Source organism: Indolivaga macrotermitis (assembly GCF_900128985.1).
GTDB lineage: Bacteria > Bacteroidota > Bacteroidia > Bacteroidales > Dysgonomonadaceae > Dysgonomonas_A > Dysgonomonas_A macrotermitis.
Genome location: NZ_FQUC01000021.1, coordinates 1 through 17,404, shown reverse-complemented (window position 1 = coordinate 17,404; position 17,404 = coordinate 1). Strand labels below are relative to the sequence as shown.

Genomic DNA, 17,404 nt, shown 5'->3' with positions numbered 1-17,404 from the left:
TTTTAAAACAATGGCAGAAATAGATTATGGCATAGAAGAAATAGTATTTGCTCCATTAGCAGCAGATGGTGCATTTCCAGATTTCGATACAGATCCGGACAGAATAGCGATTCAAATGATAGATATCGATTCCGTTGAACCAACCGAAGAATCTAACAGTAATGTAGATATTGAGTTTGAAAATGCAGATAACTTGCGTTTACCGGGAACTAAAGGAGTTAAAACCATAGTGTTTACAACATCGGATAAATCAAATACAATAGCAAAATATTTCAAAGGGATGAAAGCAGGTACTGCTAGTTCTGATGATGAAGGCTGGACAGTTGAAGATCCCGATCATGATGATACTGAAACACTGGCAATGCAAATCAAGACTAAAGCTCTTGGTGCATATCCGGCTAAAATCAAACAGTATACTCCTGTATTAGTTGAAACTAAGGAAACAGGATCTATCGGAAAGAATAACCTCGGTAAGTACACCTTTACTGTTACACGTCAGCCAAACTACGATGCAGCAGGTAATAAGATCAGAGGTTATCGGGAAAAAGCCATCTAAAACCATAAAAGGCGTCAAAATACGATGCCTTTTAAAATATCGCGGGATGTTGTAATGGTAGCATTTCAGGCTCATTACCTGAAGATAGAGGTTCGAATCCTTTTCCCGCCACTAATTCAAATTTATTGATTATGACTGAAGAAAAGAAAGTTATTGAAGTCCTTGAACAAAGGGAATTCTCTATACAGTTAGGAGGTGAAACAGTATATCTGCGTCCTGCCACACTTTCTGATATGCAACAAATAAGTGCCTTAACTTCTGATCTTCCAATACCTGAGATTTATCCACAAGGGACACCTGATCATATTGCATTACCTCCTGTGATAAAAGAATTGAAATATTCTAAAACACTGGCTGAGATCATTTCTATATCAGCAGTATATAAGTCTAAGCTTAAGTTTCCCAAATGGATAAAAAGCATTCTTAATAACCGAGCTAGAAAGAAAGTATTTGAATTAGCTTATAGAGAAGCTTCAATCAAAGAGATTCATAATGTTACAGGACAGCTATTCCTTAATTCTCATGTTTTTTTTTATCAGGATTGTATCACTATCCTGAAAGGAATCAATCAGATAAAACCGACGAAAGAGACAGATCAGACAGCCCTTGGATGATCGAATCGGTTTTCATGAAAACATACCCCGGATATACACGGGACCAGATCAGGAATGAACTAAGCTATGCGAATATGGTACAACTCTTAAATGTAATACCTCCATACAGAAGTAGTTCAAATGATACTAAAGGTCAGACACCGAGAAAAAATACAGGACAAAAGCAAAAATACACTCACTTTGAGCAGTTTAATTTTTAGCGAATGAATACAGGTTTAGGCTTTAACATAACAGCAAATGATCGGGAGTTTCTTAATGCTCTCAATAGATCAGGACGCGCGGTTAACACCTTTTCAAATAATGTTATCTCTGAAGGTGACAGAATTGAATTGATGTTTAACAAGATGTCACGTGCAGCTGGCATGTTTGGAATCTCATTCGGAGTAAAAGAACTTATTAGTAAAACTGTTCAGGTACGCAATCAGTTCCAACAATTAGAGATTGCTTTTGGTACCATGTTGAAGAGTACCGAAAAAGCAACAAAGCTGATGTCGGAACTTCAAACATTTGCTGCAAATACTCCTTTCGGCCTTGAATCTGCATCATCTGGAGCTAAACAGCTGATCGCTTACGGATCCAAAGCTGAAGATGTCATTAAAGAAATGACTATGCTCGGAGATGTGGCAGCCGGCACCGGTCAGCAAATAGGTGATCTTGTTTATCTGTATGGAACTCTTAGAATGCAAGGTCGTGCCTATTTAATGGATATACGCCAGTTTGCCGGACGTGGAATTCCTATTTATGCAGAACTTGCAAAAGTACTTGGTGTCGCTGAAGGTAAAGTTAACGAACTTGTCTCTGCCGGAAAAGTAGGATTTCCAGAAGTTGAGCAAGCCTTCAAGAATATGACAACTGCCGGAGGTATGTACGGTGGCCTGATGGCTGAGCAATCTAAATCCATCGGTGGACGTTGGGAGGAACTAAAAGACAATATAGATGCTGTATTCAATTCCATAGGTAAAAGCAGTGAAGGTATTATCTACTCATCTATGGATGGGCTTAATCTTCTCGTAGCTAATTATGAGAAGCTGGGTAAAGTATTACTTGCTTTAGTTGCTACTTATGGAGCATACAGAACTGCAATAATTTTGAATAATGTTATAATGAGAGTGCAAGCTGAGATGGCACTACAAGCAGCTTTAGCAAATGCGACATTAACAACTTCTCAACAATTAGGAGCTGTTGCTTCTAGACAATGGAGTGCGGCATTATCTATATTAAATAAAGTTATGCTTGCTAATCCTTATGTAGCTGTCACTGTTGCTATTATTGGCTTAGTAGCAACTATGTGGGCTTTAAGAGATAGCACAACGGGAGCAGAGAAAGCACAAGCAGACCTAAATAAAATAAAAGAAGAAGCTGCTCAAAAAGAAGAAGAACATAGGAATGAGATTGAGAAATTAATTACTTCATCAACAAATCAAGCTTTAGCAGATCTCGAACGTACCGATGCACTTGAGAAATTAAAGCAAAAATACCCTCAGATATTTGCAAAGTACGACATTGAGACATTGAAATTGGCGGATATCCTATCTATAAAAAAACAAATAGCTGAAATTGATTCTGGAGAAAAAGTAAAAACAAATAAATCTGATTATGATAAAGCGAAAGCTGAAGCAGATAAGGCTACAAAATACTATAATAGTCTCAAGAATACTAATGCTGCATGGCAAGGATATGATATAGCTCTTGCTGATGCTAAAAATAAAATGGATTATGCCAATAAGATTTTAGAAGATCATGAATCGAAGGTTCAGAACGATCGAATAAACTCTTTTATATCAGGCATTAATAAAATGACCGATACTCAGATAAAAGCTGAGTTAGCTGCACGTCAAAGGCTACAAGCAGAGATGCAATATAAGGATGCAAAGTTAGGAACAACCAAAGGTGGAGTTCTTGATGGTGATTTTAATGCTGACCAGATTAAGCAACAAACTGACGCTTTAACCGCTGAATTAAATAAAAGAAAGCTTCCTGTAAAAAGTTACATCGAATGGGAAAAACAATATAATAGTGATCTGAAGATATTACAAGATAAAAGAAAAAAAATAGAACAGAATGATGCGAAGTTAAGTGAAGATCAACTAAAAAAGCAACTTGAAGATATAGATAGCAAGATAAAGGCTAAACAAGACGAAATTAAGACTTTGAAGGGTAAAACTTCAAAGCAAGAAGATGCTGAAAATAAAAAGAATATAAAAGATGCCGAAAAAGCTCAAAAAATCTCAAAAGAAGAATCCGATCTTCGTAAAAAGCTAACCAATGAAGCTATCCAGGCTGAATTAGATAATGAGCAAGCTCTACTCGACCTGAAAAAAGATTCTTATGAAAAACAGTTTGAACAGAATGACCTCAATTACCGGAAAGAACTACAAAAAATAAAAGAGTTCAATGACGAGAAACTAAAAGAGCAGGCTGATTTCATCGAGAAGTTTGGTAAAAAAGCTCTACCTGAAGAACTGGAGACTAAGTATATTGATGAACAAACCAATAAAAAAGAAGATCAGGCATATGCATCATGGAGTAACAATTCTAATAATATAGCTAAACTACAACGTAAGGATGTATTTGATGATGCTTTGGAAGAATATCGAACATTTGAAGAAAAGCAAAATAAGATAGCTCTAAAATATATCGATCTCCGGGCTAAAGCTATGGAATCTGGAAATCTCCAATTGATTGAAAATCTAAATAAAGCTGAGAAGAAAGAAACATCTGCTCTTAGCCTTGATGATTTTAAAGAAAAGATCAATTGGGAACAGGTTTTTGGAGACCTTGATAAAGTTTCGACTGATGCACTGAAAGACCTTCGCGATAAACTAAGAGAATACTTACAGGCTGCCGGAGATAATATTAATATACAAGACTTAAAAGCTGTAAGTGAAGCGATAGAGGGTATTGACGAAAAACTAGCAAATAAGCAGCCTCTAACCGAACTTAAAGAAGGCTATGCCGATTACAAGAGAGCAATCGATGATGTTGCAAAAGCAAAGGCAAATCTGAATTCACTTGAAGAGAATGATGTTAATTATGTCAAATACAAAAAAGACCTAGCCAATGCTGAAAACGCCAGAGTTGCTGCCCTGAAGAAAATGTCCAAATCCATCAATGACGCAGGACGGAAAGGTACTGAAATTGTCAATGCAGGTAACGATATACTGGACATGCTTAACGATTTCGGGGTGGAAGTTCCCGAACAATTCCAAAAGGCTCTCGAGGGTGTAGGGCAAATGATGTCAGGCCTTGAATCAATTGACCTAACCAAGCCATTCTCTATCATATCGGGATCGGTGAAAACAATAACCGGTCTGGGTAAAACCGTAGCCGGAATTTTCGGAATGTTCGGAGGAGGCGATAACAAACAGTACATAAAACTAAAAGAGCAATACGACAGGCTCAATGCGGTTTGGGACCAACTTATCGATAAAAAGAAAGAATACCTATCCATATCCTATGGAGAAGAAGCTGTAAGGGTTGGTAAAGAAGCCGAATCCCTGGTCGAAAAAAGCATTGAGTCTTATAGGAAATTAGGTAAATCTTTTTTAAACTCCTTTCAAAACAAAGGAGGAAAGTCGTGGGGTGTTCGCCAGCAAGGAAGGATCGATAGTGATGACTGGGCAGATTTGGAGGCATGGAAGAAAAACAACAATATATCCGATTCTCTTTATAGTTCTGTCACTACGGGAAGAATGACAGGCTTATTTGACCTGACCGCCGAACAGTTAGAAAGGTTGAAGGAGGAAGCCCCTACGCTTTGGGCGAAGCTAAATGATGAAACTAAGGAATATCTTCAAAATATAATTGACGGAAGCGAAAAGATAGAGGATATACAAAAATCTGTCAAAGAGGCTGTAACAGGTATCACATTCGATAGTCTGAAAGATAGTTTGGATGATCTGGTAAAATCAGCCGATACGATATTCAGCGATGTTGGGGATTCATTCAATGATCATATGAGAACAGCTGCTCTCAAATTCACAAAGAGCAGTTACCTGACCAATGCCTTACAAGACTGGTATGATAAGTTTGCCGAATATGCCGAATCCGGTAGCACAGATGATACTTTCGGCTTAACATCCGGTGAAAAGGCTGAGCTTCAAAAAATGTATGAGGAAGCATATAACAAAGCTCAAAGCCTGTATGATTCAGCTTTGGATGCTATGGGTGTCAGTAAAGAAAACTCTGACATAAACGGAATAACCGGTGTAGCGGCATCTATTACTCAGGATTCAGCGAATGAGATTAACGCCAATTTCTATGCCCTGCGTCAATCGGTTAATGATATCCGCAATATCAATAAACAAAATCAGGATTATCTGAAAATTCAGAACGGACACTTGTCGGACGTGAAAGATGCTGTCAATAGCTATAAACAGGTTTTTAACGACCAGCTGGAGTTTCAAAGGCAGATAGCAGCTAATACGGCTGCCACAACTTCTATATTAAGAGAGATCAGGGATAACGGCATATCATTAAGATAACATGACAGGACTTTGGTACATAGACGGAATAGATATATACGCTAAATACGGTATAGGAATATCCAGAGACGGGTTTGGAGGGCTTATTACATTCCCTTCAATTAAAGAACTCTATTATAATGACTGGCCAGAAAGCGATGGCATTGATGTTGACCTTTCAGAAATTAAACTAAATAATGAGGCTGTCGATTTAACTTTCTCATGCGTCACCCGTGACAATGAGAAGATCGATGATTTTATCATATTCCTGACGGAACCCGGATACCGGACACTGTCTTTCACTTCACTTGGACGTTCATATCGATTAAGGTTGAATAAAGAGTCTGCCAGGAATGTAGAGCGTGAAGCTCAGGAGTTCACCTTGCAATTTTATGATGATTTTCCCAGAGACTTATTATTGATATACCCTTATGTATTGGGTACGGAAAGCGGAGATCTGCTTATTACTGAAGACGGTCAATACCTCATCGACATGTCGAATAGTTCTACCTCAGCTATGGGGCATGGTATGAATATGCCTTTGTCAGAGTACCAGCTTGATGGTATTTCATTTTCTAAATATGGCTTAATCGTCAATAAAGGCAGGGCTGAGATATATAAAATTCCTGATCTGAAAACGAATCTGGAAGTGAATATCGGTTCTCAGGATAGTGTTCAGTATGATACATCATTCAATGTATTCAAGAGCAAAGAGGTTACTCTTGAATGCAGCTTTCTGACAAAGAATATAGATATGTTCTGGAATAACTATACCGCTTTCTTTTCGGCTTTAACTGCACCGGATGAAAGGTTACTGGGTGTCGACTATATGAATGATACATTCGAATGTCACTATAAAAGTTCTTCGAATTTTAAGATAGAAATGCACCCATCCTATATTTTATGTCAGTTCAACTTGGTTCTGGTATTTACCAAATCCAGACCGAAGACAACGGTTAAGGTACTGGGTACCGAGGATAAACTGATGTTTGTAACAGAAGATGATAACTTTTTAATAGAAATATAATAATGGCTGATAAATATAAAACGATAAAGATATCGGACTTTCCGGATGGGACTCTCACCCCTGGCCTACTAGTTCCTGCTGTTGATGCAAATAATAATTCGGTTAAAGTTACTCTTGAGCAACTCCAAGGGAACAAAGGAGCAGACGGACATTCGCCTGTCGTAACTGTCGGGGCGAATGGTAACTGGCTTATCGATGGGGTTGATTCCGGTAATCCGTCAAAAGGAGCTGACGGAGAAGTAACACTTGTGCAATTGGCGACCAAAGCTGATAAAGTAAATTCGGAGACTCAAGCCGCCGCTTACTTCAAACCTGCCGTCGATAGCAACGACGGATCGAGCGGAGCAACCGACCTGACAACTGCTTTCCGGGCAACCGAAACAGGGGCTGCAAACGGCTATTTATTCTCCGGATATAATTCCTGGTATTTCAACGGTATCGGTTCGACCCTTACAGGTGTTGGCGTATTCATTCAGAAAACAACATCGACTAATACGAACCGATTTTTAATGATGAAGTTAAAGCCGGCGACAACGTATGAACTTCGGAACGTAAAGACCGGATATCAGGACTTATTTCCGCCAATTGTGGATTATGATCCGGAATCAGCAGCAATGGACTTTACGAAGCGATCGATACCCGATGCTCCTGCTCCTGCTAATAATTTGTGGGTGTATGACAATACCGCCCCGTATCAGAACGTGACTCAACGGCACATGGCATCCGTATTGCTGTTTGCTTCGGCAGCTTCCGGAACTGAACCTGTAACGGGAACAACGGCATATCCGTCGTATGTTGCTTATCCTGAATGGGGCAATCCGTTTAAGTTCACTACTCCAAATGTCGAGTTGTGGTTAGTTGTACCCGTGTTTTGTTCGGATGCAAATTTCTTTACCAATTCAGGAGCAATATTAACGACAAAAATGGACTGGTTCCGCTTCGATATAAGAAATGAGATTGAACTGTACGAGTATGCAGGCAGTAGTACGACAGGTTCGGCGGCGGCTCTTACTGATGTTTCCGGCAATGAATTACAGAGTTTCGATTTTGAAAATGTAGTCAGCGACACTGTAACAAAAATAAAAGGGATATCGAGTTCATCCGGTGGTGGTTCATCGACTACCCTGAAGAATAGATTTGTAACGGATTTAAGGCCTCAATATCCAACATCCAGTGATTTACCTATTGTTCCCAATGTTATTTTAGAGGCGACCGGAGGTTTACCCACGGCAGCGCCAACAACGGGAGGCAATAATCTCGGTTACCTTGACTTTTATTTTGAAGTAGACGGTGACGGCGGATTGTTTTATATTCCCAGCTTTACCAACTACACCACTATGACAGATGGTAATACGTTGATACCGTTTATCATGTATGATGAGAATAAAAAGGAAATACCTTGGGGTGATAAGACACTAGGTGTGCCTATGGCGCCTCCGGCTGTTGTATTTACGCAAACCAATATTCCAAATTCATATTACGCACGGGTGCAAACAGGTTTAATACCCAGAGGCCTTGGATGTAAGTTCGTAAGATTCAATATTGCGAACGTATCTTCGTTCAAGACAACTTACGATCAAGACCTGCCGGAAAAGCGTGATTACAGATTCTGGAAGATATATCAAGATCCTGATAGCGATTCAGGAGAAGAAACCGGACTTGAAGTATCAATTAAGGGTGGCGATCTGAAAGATGTCGGTGTATTTCCGGATAGCGATACACTATATACTTTACCAAATCTGCGAGTATCATCGGATCAAATCTATGACGGTGAAACGCCCATCGCTAAATATGATATAAATATGCGAGGGTTAAACTCGTTTGTCGGTTCATTCAATACCTGTTTAGATCAGGTATATGCAAGTAAAGAAAAGGCATTGCATTGCTTTGTTGGTCATTTTGTAAACTACCCCGAAATAGAAGCTTTAATTGCGACTCAGAGAGCAGTATGTAAGAATCGGAATATTCCATTCATAGACTTGGCTGCTATTTCAGGGCTGACAAATTTCGCAAAGAATGTAAATAGTGATGGAACATCTGTCAACAACCTGATGAACTGGACTTCGGACGGGCTACATCCGGGAATGGATGACGGATCGCAAGCTTTGGCGAACCTGTTAACGCAATTACTAACAGGGCAATTGCGTTCCATATACGGCGATATGACGGGTATGCGTGTTAAGTTGGTCGGGGACTCGATCACAGTCGGAGCTACTTATAACGACTGGGGCGGTGTTGCGTGGGCGCAATTCTTACGTCGGGCTTGCGTGGCTCTTGGGGCTACTGTTACGATAAGCGGAGGTTCAGGTATGACCTTACGTGCTACTAATCTCGACGGGATTGATACGGGCAATACAATGACGGGCGGCGACCCTAGTATATTTAAATCTGAGGTAATAGGTTCATTAAGTACAATCGACCTGATTATATGGCAAATCGGGGTGAACGATTTTACAAATGATAAACGGGACTTTCAATTAAACTGGTAACTGCATGCAACTATATAATCCAAATACTACACCCTTGATCGACATTGAAGTATCGGACGAATCATACGCTTATAATTCGATAATGAATCGTGACGACCTGAGTTTGTATTTCAACCTGACACAGTATATAGATATGCCTATTGATATGTACTGTGTATTCCAGAACATGATGTATTATCTGGTCAGCGAGAATAACTTCAAGAAATCGGGTAACAGGAATTACGAATACACTTTAGTTCTTGAGGCTCCTGTTGCTTATATGAAGAAAACAAAGTTTAAGTTCATTACACTGAATAAAGAGCCGGATGGAAGTATCGAGTTAAACGCTCCACCGAAGATTAAATATTCATTGCGTGGTACTCCTTCCGACTTTCTGGATATGATTATCGATTGTATGAACTATAACGACCGTAACAGGGGATGGACTAAAGGAGAGTGTATTGATGGTGTTGAAATGACTATCGACATAAACGATATGTTCTGTTATGAATTCTTGGGTGATGTCGCTGACAGGTATAAGACCGAATTCAATGTTGAAGGTAAAACGGTTCATTTAAAGAAAGTAGAGAGAAAAGACTTCCCTCCTATCCCACTTGCTTATGGTGAAGGAAACGGTATTCTGTATGGTCTTGAGAGAAAGATTTATAAAACACCTATCTCGCGCGTCTGGATCGAATCATCCGACCGGAATATTGATTTTGCTTCGTATGGTAATGATACTTTACGGCTGCCGAAAAGCAGGACTATTGTTTACGAAGGAATTGAATATGTAACCGATTCTACAGGTTCTTATATTGAGCGTGCAGTACCACTGAGGGATGTTGCTGTTCCTCCTGAGGAAACACTCGATGTTACCGAGATTTACCCGTCACATGAAGGTACTATTACCGGCGTTGAAGAAATAGACGACAGCAAGGGTTTATGGGCATTTATTGATGCTGATAATGTAATCGACTACAATCAGCTGGCGATTGCCGGAGAAACGGCTGCTATTATCTTTCAAACAGGTGAACTGGCCGGATCGGAAAAAGAATTTACTTTCGCTTACGACCATACGACAAAACGGTTCCGTATTCAGCCTATTTCAGAGAATGGCTTGGTATATCCTCAAGGTACTATTATCCCTGCAGTTGGTGATAAGTATGCTGTATTTCATATTAAATTACCTCAGGAGTACATAGATGAAGCGGAAGAGAAAGCCTTGAATGAGGTTGTCGCTTATCTGTACGAGAATGAACAGCCTCAATATACTTATTCGGTTACTTTGGACCAGAAGTATGCTAAAGAGAATTGGGGTGTTATCGGTGACCGTTTGAATATCGGTTACTTTATCCACCTTACCGATCCTCATTTCTTACCTGAAGGTGCTGATATCCGGATAACAGCGACTACACGGTTTGTCAATAAGCCGAGAATGCCTAAGATTGAATTATCGAATAGTGTTACCCGTACTTCATTCAACACATCAGTCGTCAATAAGGTAGAGAATAATGAGCAGACGGTTGACCGGAAACAACAGGAGGTGATACGATTCGCTAAAAGAAGCTGGGCCCAATCGATGGAGTTATTAAATGCAATGCGTGATCCATCGGGTAGCTTTGTTGAACAGCTTCTAAGTTCTGTATCTATTCATTCGATGATGGCTTTATTTGGTGATGAAACCCTGCAATATCAATTTGTTGCGGCCGACTGGCTGACTGTTCAAACTCCGGCTTTTGCTTTTGATCCGGAAACGAAGAAATTCCTCTTACCGGCGAGTAATGTGAAGCATATGACTCTTGACATTGATACGATGCAGCCGAACCGGCAGCCTGACCAGTACAAGTACTGGAGTGTTACTCAATATTTGACTGATGTTCTCACTGAAACAGATCAGGGATATTATGTCTATATGAAATGCTCTAAATCATTTGACGAGACGGATGGCTTAATGATCGGTACCGGTGAATTCTTTATATCCTCTGAGGGTATAGGGCTTTATGATATTGATGGCTATTATTGCTTATGGGTCGGTTATCTGAGTTCCGAATTTGAAGGGGATCGTTCTTTTCGAACCGTGTACGGATACACCGAGATTCTGCCCGGACAAATGACTGTCGATAATATTTATTCGAGCGACGGGAATAGTTGGTGGCGATTGTTGGATAATCAGTTTAAAGTGCCGGGCTTAGATTGGAATGTGACAGAAGAGAACACTTTGACTCTGGCCAATGCTGTAATTCGCGAAACATTAAAAGTATTCGGTGAGGCTTTATTTGCCGGGTGGATTATCGATAATGACAAGTTCAGCTCTATTGCTCAAAATACGGATGGCACTCCTAAAATACTACTGGATGGTACTAACGGTATATTCAGGGTCAAAAAGCTTTGGGACTCGCCGGAACTGCAAGGACAGGAAACGATAGAGATCGATCCTGGGTCTTATGGTATTTATGCATACAATACAAATAATAATTCCCGCCTTTCGGCTAATGGGTTGAATGTGTCAAGCAGGGGTAGTTATGTTAGTTCCGCCGTTGATGGTAATACTTACCTATCTTCTGTTTCAGCGTTAGGTCGGGGCGCAATAAATACTGGAGAGAATTATAAAGGTACGATAGGTGTTTACGGAACTGCTTCAAATGTGAATGCTTCGGATGTAACTCCTGCTTATGGTGGTTGGTTCGATAAGCTTCGAGTGAATGGGTTAATATTAAAGGTAAAACAGATATCCGGAACAACCGACCAAAACACCGAACTATTAACAACCGATACTTATATTTTCTCTGATTCGACCGTACAGCAAACCGTTACGCTGCCTGCTGACGCTTATATCGGTTTAAAACTCGAGTTGAAGCAATGGATGAGCGGTTCTATAAGGTTACAACCTCCTACAGGTCATAAGTTATATCAGAACAGTACCGAGAGTACTTATATTGATATTGTCGAGGGAGAGACGGCTACGGTTGTATGTGTTGATGATAGACTGGTAGATGATGTTAAAGTAAAAGTATGGTTACTGAGCAAATATAAATATTAAAATAAAAAAATATCCGATCCTTCCTAGATCGGATATTTAATAATTAGATCATATCGGGTATTGTTTGGGATCATCTTTGTTTACGGTTCTGATGCTGTAATTATTAGATATGATAAATGTATTTTTAATATTTTCCTTTAAAACAAATGGGTTAACAGCAATTAATGTTTCTTTATATGCTCCATTCTCATAATAATCTTGAAACATATAAACCTCTTTAATTTTGGCGTAATCAACTATTATTTCTTTGGACTCCGTTTTTCCTTTAATATCTCCAAGAGATGCGACACGAATCCATATACCGTCTGATCCCTGATAGCCGATAACGCAATTGTATGTTATAGAATTGTCAGTTTCACGAGCGATCGTAAAACTGGTATAATCTTGTGTAACTATTGGTTCATTTTCATCGCTACTGCAAGCGAATAATGTTATTGCAAATAGGATAGTTAGTAGTTGTTTCATCCTAGTTGGTGATTTTATTTATTAATATTTGAAGCTAAATTATCTATATAGTCTTTTGCTTCGTTAAATTCAATACCCTTCCTTAACCTATAAAAGTCTACGGCTTGCAATAATTGCCCCTTTCGAATATAATCTTTTAAAATATTATCAAGTTGATTATCAGATAAAGTATTAGTATTATTTTTATTTGCGGGCTTATTCTTAGTCAAAGTTTTATTATTCTCTGAGTATATGACTAATATTGTGAAAGCAACACATATAAATGTAGCTATAGTAAATATTGTCCCTAAGAAATCCCAATCGCTTTGATATAAATTATAGGATATAATAGCCCCGACAATACTAAATATAAATCCCACTATTATAAGTCCGGCAAAAGATTCTTCTCCGTTCGCAATGCGTCTATTTATAGCTCTTTCATTGTCAAATTTTCGCTTTTCAGAATGGTATTCTCCTGCTTTATATTTATATCCACAGTTCAGACAAGTAATCATCATTTTATTACTTCCTATGGTGCCAGCTAACAATCCTATCCCCCCTGTAAGAACAGCACCTGCAACAGCTTTCCGTCCACTAAACCCTTTTTTATCACTTGTTAAATTTGTGGAATTACATTTAGGACATTTCATTATATCATTGGATGAAGATATCGCATTAGATGTAGTGTGTTTGTTTATTGGATTTCCACAGGTGGGGCAACTTACAGCTTTATCGCTAACTTGCTTACCGCATTCAGAACAATTGATCAGAGCCATAGCATTATATAGTTTTGTTTGTTTACACAAAACTAAACATTCCTTTCTATTTTCCTTTTATTTCTTCTAATAATTTTTCAATATCCTGTATTGAATTTATTTCTCTAATATCTTCTTTTATTTTAATAAAGCCGGTAATCCCATCATTTGCAAATAACTCTTTAATGGGAACATTTAATGCTTCCGCAATTCTTTCGAGCATATCTAGAGATGGTTTCGTCTTCCCATTTATTAGATTACTTAAGCTTGGCTGAGCAATTCCCATGTTATCAGCAATATCACTGACTTTTAAATTTTTCTCTTTTATAATCTCCTTAATTCTGAACATAAGTAAAGTATTAATTATACAGCAAATATAAGAATACATTTTATAAAAACATACAAATATAAAATAATTTCTTATAAAAGCTTGCGTAATATAAAATATATTTTTATATTTGTGATATAATTATAACAACATATTTTATAATTTAAATATCACATATGAAAGCAAACGATTCAAACAAAGTAAACTTCATTAAGGGCTTAAAAAAAGAAGATTATAACCCTTATTGCTCTTATTGCAGACCTGAAGATGTATGTGAAGTTGTACGTATGAATTACAATCTATCTTCTAAGGATATGCCTAAATTAATAAAAGTAGAAGGTGTTGACTATATGCTTTTCTTAACTAAGCAAGTAGGTGTAGTTGTTGACTTTGTATGTATTCAAAGAGATGGCAAATTTGAGCTTCTCGAAATGAGTATAAAAGCGTACAATGAATATGAGAGATATATGAGCGAATTAATGACAGCATAAGACAAACAGCCCCTTCGGGGGCTTCAAATACACACATATGAAAGCAACACATATATATACAGACAAATTCGATACTAAAAGAAAGTTAGCTAATAGAGTCCTAAAAGCTATGTCCGACATTAGCGAGTATAATAATGGCACTATCAAAAATCCTTGTGAACTGGCATCTTATGAAATGCCTGACGGCCGTACACTTATACAAACTATCTATGAAGATGGATATGTACGTTACAATGATGGCTGGCATATCGTAGAAGTAGACAACTTCTGTATGTATGTAGATATAACCGGCATCGCAGTAGCTGAGATTACTCGATGTAATGGTTCATGTGATTACGAGATAGAAGATAACGTAAATTAAATAACCAATCGGGGCGAAAGCCCCGCATAAAAAAATAAAGATTATGAAAACTACAGATTTAAGCAGAATAATGAGCGAAGCATGGCGACTATTCAAGGTAACAGGCGAAGCATTCGCAGAATGTCTTAAAAAGGCATGGCAACTATTCAAATTAGCGAAAGCAATGCGTAAGGGTATCGCTAAGTTTTATTTTCAAAAGATCGATGGTTCGATTCGTCAAGCATTCGGCACTTTGAAAGAAGATGTAATAGCTGATAAGATAAAAGGCACAGAGAGAAAATCGAATGATCTTCTTTTTACCTACTGGGACACTGAAAAAGAAGCTTTCAGATCATTTAAGAGAATGAATATAATATCAATCGCATAAATATATAGAGTTATGACAACTCCATTAATGTAGTTGTCATAAGCTTTCAATTTTGTATCTTAGTTCCTTGAAATACAGTTTACTTTTATTTAATAACAATAAATTAAATGTTGTCATAAGCTTTCAATTTTGTATCTTAGTTCCTTGAAATACAGTGAAGTATCAGAAGAATGCTGTATGTTACTTGTTGTGATAAGCTTTCAATTTTGTATCTTAGTTCCTTGAAATACAGTCTATAATAAGCAAAGCTAAGAGTGAGGCAGTTGTGATAAGCTTTCAATTTTGTATCTTAGTTCCTTGAAATACAGTCAAGAACGCTAAACTAAAAGCAATACAATTGTTGTGATAAGCTTTCAATTTTGTATCTTAGTTCCTTGAAATACAGTAAAGAGTACTAATGGTGCCAGCTCCATGCGGTTGTGATAAGCTTTCAATTTTGTATCTTAGTTCCTTGAAATACAGTTTAGAAGTCGTGTACGATAGTAAACCGTTGTTGTGATAAGCTTTCAATTTTGTATCTTAGTTCCTTGAAATACAGTATATGTATAGATAATACGCTGTAATTCAACAACTATCACAACTCATTAGGATTCCAAAAAATGATGTATTTCAAATAAAAATCCCGATTATCGTCGGGATTTTTATTTTCTACTATACTATCTTTAAAACACCATTATCATCCCGAAATAAGAGCTATCAATCTATCAGATGTACCCTTAGGCAAACGAGACACCCATGCTATCAACACAATTAATATAGTTATGAGCCATGCTACAACAGAAGCTCCAACTGACCACAAAAAAGATGAGGTCCGGGTTTCTCTTTTGGGGCAAAAATGAGCTACGCTATTCCTAAAGGCATTCCTTTCTTCAGCTAGCTCTTTAGAGGGACCCTCTAACGCTATTTGCATAGATTTAGCGTAGGTACTTGTAGCTTTGTCTATGTATAAATCCACTTTGTTACATTCGGTCTTTTGCCATTCCTTCATCTTTTTATCGATATTCTTACTATTCATTCCGGAATCCCTGAAGTCTTTGATTACCTTTATTTTTTCACGCTTATACCGGTCGTAGGCCAAAGCTATTAAAATTTCGTTATCTAAGGAGGCTGTAAGGTTGTCGTAAAAGTGGGGAGATTTTGTCTGTATCGGATTTGTGTCGTTTTGCTTTTCCATGCTATCTTACTACTTAACAGCTAAAGATAATCGTTTATGTTCTGATTCCTCTTTCTGAGCCTCTTCTTCTTCAACTTCTTTTTTTGCTATTTGCCAAGCATCGTTTAGCTTGTCTATGCTTAAGGCTTCCATTAATTGTCTCTTATACTGCATAGTAAGTTCCTCTTGTGTTCTTTCGGATTTTCTGGAAGATATACGACTGAATATATTTGCCATACTCATAGTTATTTAGTTTGTTCACGTGTTTTGTGCAAAACTACAATTATTTTTCAATTACAAATAAAAAATAAAGCTAAAAAATCTTATAGTACATGATGTTATAAGATATAGTAAGAACATCAAAAGTTGACATTAAGTTCTTCTGAATACAAAAAAAAACACACTTCTACCATCACTTTCTAATTTAATATAATAATTATTCAACAAATATAGGGATGATATTCAAACATATATCGTTCTGTTTATCCCTAGCCTATCATTTACATGGTAGGCATTTTTTATGTCTTTACCTTTAATATAAAAATAAGCAGCCTCTTTATATTTTAGGATAAATAACCAGATGAAAATAATCTACAACACCATTTTGCCAATCAAAGGGTATATAGCGATTAATCTTTTCGGGATCATCTTTGCTCGGAAAGAGTATAAACCGATATCGGATACCACTATTAACCATGAACAAATTCACACCAGACAGATGAAAGAGCTTTTATACTTATTCTTCTATCTCTGGTACGGTGTAGAATGGATTGTTAGGTTGATCCAATACCGGAATGCTAAAGCCGCTTATTACAATATATCATTCGAAAGGGAGGCATATAGTAATCAGGTTGATATGGGATATTTAGGTGTCCGAAAAAGGTTTGAATTCATAAAGTATTTATCTATAAATAAGAAAGCCAAATGAAAGAAATAGTTCGAGAAATACTAGACCCATATCTACCAGCGATATATAAAGTTCTGTTTGCGTATATAATAGTCTTACTGGCTGTAATTGCTGATCTATGGTCCGGTATAAGTAAATCAAAGGCAAAAGGTATATATACTCATACTTATGGACTTGACAGGACTTTGGATAAATTGCGAAAGAGGTATAATCTATTATTGGCTTTTAGCCTAGTGGATTCACTAATTATTATTTCAGAGATCAATCCGAGTAACATTCCATACGCAACGATAGGAGCTGCTATTATAATGTGTATGGTAGAAATAAAGTCGATATTCGAGAAAGACGAAGATAAAGGACGCTATAAAGAAGCTGCTAAAACCGCAGCAGAGCTATGGAAAGGTATAAACAAAGAAGAACTAGCTGATAT

The 17,404-nt window shown here is 37.6% G+C and carries 17 protein-coding genes, 1 tRNA gene and 1 CRISPR repeat array; of the genes, 13 read left to right on the top strand and 5 right to left on the bottom strand.

Annotated features, from left to right (window positions below):
- Positions 1-10: 10 nt before the first annotated feature.
- From BUC12_RS18295 to BUC12_RS18260, 8 genes are all read left to right on the top strand, one after another.
- Positions 11-556, top strand: a complete 546-nt coding sequence (locus BUC12_RS18295) for a hypothetical protein (RefSeq protein WP_062184232.1) — start codon at positions 11-13, stop codon at positions 554-556.
- 40 nt (positions 557-596) lie between these two features.
- Positions 597-667 (top strand) — tRNA-Met (locus BUC12_RS18290).
- A 20-nt stretch (positions 668-687) separates the two neighbouring features.
- The gene (locus tag BUC12_RS18285; RefSeq protein ID WP_062184230.1) at positions 688-1,170 is read left to right on the top strand and encodes a hypothetical protein; all 483 of its coding nucleotides are present in this window, start codon (positions 688-690) and stop codon (positions 1,168-1,170) included.
- A 14-nt stretch (positions 1,171-1,184) separates the two neighbouring features.
- The gene (locus BUC12_RS18280; RefSeq protein WP_139262117.1) at positions 1,185-1,370 is read left to right on the top strand and encodes a hypothetical protein; all 186 of its coding nucleotides are present in this window, start codon (positions 1,185-1,187) and stop codon (positions 1,368-1,370) included.
- Positions 1,371-1,373: 3 nt separating this feature from the next.
- On the top strand, positions 1,374-5,654 hold the full coding sequence (locus BUC12_RS18275; RefSeq protein WP_062184225.1) for a tape measure protein: 4,281 nt from the start codon (positions 1,374-1,376) through the stop codon (positions 5,652-5,654).
- Position 5,655: 1 nt separating this feature from the next.
- Positions 5,656-6,660, top strand: a complete 1,005-nt coding sequence (locus tag BUC12_RS18270; RefSeq protein ID WP_062184220.1) for a hypothetical protein — start codon at positions 5,656-5,658, stop codon at positions 6,658-6,660.
- A gap of 2 nt (positions 6,661-6,662) precedes the next feature.
- Positions 6,663-9,149: a hypothetical protein gene (locus BUC12_RS18265; RefSeq protein ID WP_062184217.1), complete on the top strand. Its 2,487-nt coding sequence runs from the start codon at positions 6,663-6,665 to the stop codon at positions 9,147-9,149.
- A gap of 4 nt (positions 9,150-9,153) precedes the next feature.
- Positions 9,154-12,168, top strand: a complete 3,015-nt coding sequence (locus BUC12_RS18260) for a hypothetical protein (protein ID WP_062184214.1) — start codon at positions 9,154-9,156, stop codon at positions 12,166-12,168.
- Between the two features lie 48 nt (positions 12,169-12,216).
- Here the strand turns inward: BUC12_RS18260 and BUC12_RS18255 are convergent, their stop codons facing one another.
- Genes BUC12_RS18255 through BUC12_RS18245 form a run of 3 tightly spaced genes read right to left on the bottom strand, consistent with a single transcriptional unit; the run spans position 12,217 to position 13,716 of the window.
- On the bottom strand, positions 12,217-12,633 hold the full coding sequence (locus BUC12_RS18255) for a hypothetical protein (RefSeq protein WP_062184211.1): 417 nt from the start codon (positions 12,631-12,633) through the stop codon (positions 12,217-12,219).
- Between the two features lie 14 nt (positions 12,634-12,647).
- Positions 12,648-13,388, bottom strand: a complete 741-nt coding sequence (locus BUC12_RS20170) for a zinc ribbon domain-containing protein (RefSeq protein ID WP_062184208.1) — start codon at positions 13,386-13,388, stop codon at positions 12,648-12,650.
- Between the two features lie 46 nt (positions 13,389-13,434).
- Positions 13,435-13,716, bottom strand: a complete 282-nt coding sequence (locus BUC12_RS18245; RefSeq protein WP_062184205.1) for a helix-turn-helix domain-containing protein — start codon at positions 13,714-13,716, stop codon at positions 13,435-13,437.
- A gap of 155 nt (positions 13,717-13,871) precedes the next feature.
- On the opposite strand from BUC12_RS18245, the gene BUC12_RS18240 reads away from it, so the two are divergent.
- The 3 genes from BUC12_RS18240 to BUC12_RS18230 are packed head-to-tail and all read left to right on the top strand — an operon-like array spanning position 13,872 to position 14,914.
- Positions 13,872-14,186, top strand: coding sequence for a hypothetical protein (locus BUC12_RS18240; protein ID WP_062184202.1), 315 nt, complete (start codon positions 13,872-13,874; stop codon positions 14,184-14,186).
- Between the two features lie 37 nt (positions 14,187-14,223).
- A complete protein-coding gene (locus BUC12_RS18235) occupies positions 14,224-14,547 on the top strand; it encodes a hypothetical protein (RefSeq protein WP_062184199.1) in 324 nt (107 codons plus the stop codon).
- 43 nt (positions 14,548-14,590) lie between these two features.
- Positions 14,591-14,914, top strand: coding sequence for an SH3 beta-barrel fold-containing protein (locus BUC12_RS18230; protein ID WP_062184196.1), 324 nt, complete (start codon positions 14,591-14,593; stop codon positions 14,912-14,914).
- Between the two features lie 32 nt (positions 14,915-14,946).
- A CRISPR array of direct repeats spans positions 14,947-15,453; the repeat unit is 47 nt; unit sequence GTTGTGATAAGCTTTCAATTTTGTATCTTAGTTCCTTGAAATACAGT.
- A gap of 137 nt (positions 15,454-15,590) precedes the next feature.
- Here the strand turns inward: BUC12_RS18230 and BUC12_RS18225 are convergent.
- Positions 15,591-16,088, bottom strand: a complete 498-nt coding sequence (locus tag BUC12_RS18225) for a hypothetical protein (protein ID WP_062184193.1) — start codon at positions 16,086-16,088, stop codon at positions 15,591-15,593.
- Between the two features lie 9 nt (positions 16,089-16,097).
- On the bottom strand, positions 16,098-16,310 hold the full coding sequence (locus tag BUC12_RS18220) for a hypothetical protein (RefSeq protein ID WP_062184191.1): 213 nt from the start codon (positions 16,308-16,310) through the stop codon (positions 16,098-16,100).
- Between the two features lie 337 nt (positions 16,311-16,647).
- Between BUC12_RS18220 and BUC12_RS18215 the strand changes: the two genes are divergently transcribed.
- Both BUC12_RS18215 and BUC12_RS20165 read left to right on the top strand, forming a co-directional pair.
- Positions 16,648-16,995: a hypothetical protein gene (locus BUC12_RS18215; protein ID WP_062184187.1), complete on the top strand. Its 348-nt coding sequence runs from the start codon at positions 16,648-16,650 to the stop codon at positions 16,993-16,995.
- A gap of 212 nt (positions 16,996-17,207) precedes the next feature.
- The coding region (locus BUC12_RS20165; RefSeq protein ID WP_221407224.1) for a hypothetical protein at positions 17,208-17,404 on the top strand (197 nt) is incomplete at its 3' end.

Bases quoted from the DNA above. Each gene is read 5' to 3' on its own strand.
- BUC12_RS18230 (WP_062184196.1), top strand. From the start codon at position 14,591: ATGAAAACTACAGATTTAAGCAGAATAATGAGCGAAGCATGGCGACTA.
- BUC12_RS18215 (WP_062184187.1), top strand. From the start codon at position 16,648: ATGAAAATAATCTACAACACCATTTTGCCAATCAAAGGGTATATAGCG.
- BUC12_RS18295 (WP_062184232.1), top strand. From the start codon at position 11: ATGGCAGAAATAGATTATGGCATAGAAGAAATAGTATTTGCTCCATTA.
- BUC12_RS18275 (WP_062184225.1), top strand. From the start codon at position 1,374: ATGAATACAGGTTTAGGCTTTAACATAACAGCAAATGATCGGGAGTTT.
- BUC12_RS18265 (WP_062184217.1), top strand. From the start codon at position 6,663: ATGGCTGATAAATATAAAACGATAAAGATATCGGACTTTCCGGATGGG.
- BUC12_RS18260 (WP_062184214.1), top strand. From the start codon at position 9,154: ATGCAACTATATAATCCAAATACTACACCCTTGATCGACATTGAAGTA.
- BUC12_RS18280 (WP_139262117.1), top strand. From the start codon at position 1,185: ATGAAAACATACCCCGGATATACACGGGACCAGATCAGGAATGAACTA.
- BUC12_RS18220 (WP_062184191.1), bottom strand. From the start codon at position 16,310: ATGAGTATGGCAAATATATTCAGTCGTATATCTTCCAGAAAATCCGAA.
- BUC12_RS18235 (WP_062184199.1), top strand. From the start codon at position 14,224: ATGAAAGCAACACATATATATACAGACAAATTCGATACTAAAAGAAAG.
- BUC12_RS18225 (WP_062184193.1), bottom strand. From the start codon at position 16,088: ATGGAAAAGCAAAACGACACAAATCCGATACAGACAAAATCTCCCCAC.
- BUC12_RS18245 (WP_062184205.1), bottom strand. From the start codon at position 13,716: ATGTTCAGAATTAAGGAGATTATAAAAGAGAAAAATTTAAAAGTCAGT.
- BUC12_RS18270 (WP_062184220.1), top strand. From the start codon at position 5,656: ATGACAGGACTTTGGTACATAGACGGAATAGATATATACGCTAAATAC.
- BUC12_RS18240 (WP_062184202.1), top strand. From the start codon at position 13,872: ATGAAAGCAAACGATTCAAACAAAGTAAACTTCATTAAGGGCTTAAAA.
- BUC12_RS18255 (WP_062184211.1), bottom strand. From the start codon at position 12,633: ATGAAACAACTACTAACTATCCTATTTGCAATAACATTATTCGCTTGC.
- BUC12_RS20170 (WP_062184208.1), bottom strand. From the start codon at position 13,388: ATGGCTCTGATCAATTGTTCTGAATGCGGTAAGCAAGTTAGCGATAAA.
- BUC12_RS18285 (WP_062184230.1), top strand. From the start codon at position 688: ATGACTGAAGAAAAGAAAGTTATTGAAGTCCTTGAACAAAGGGAATTC.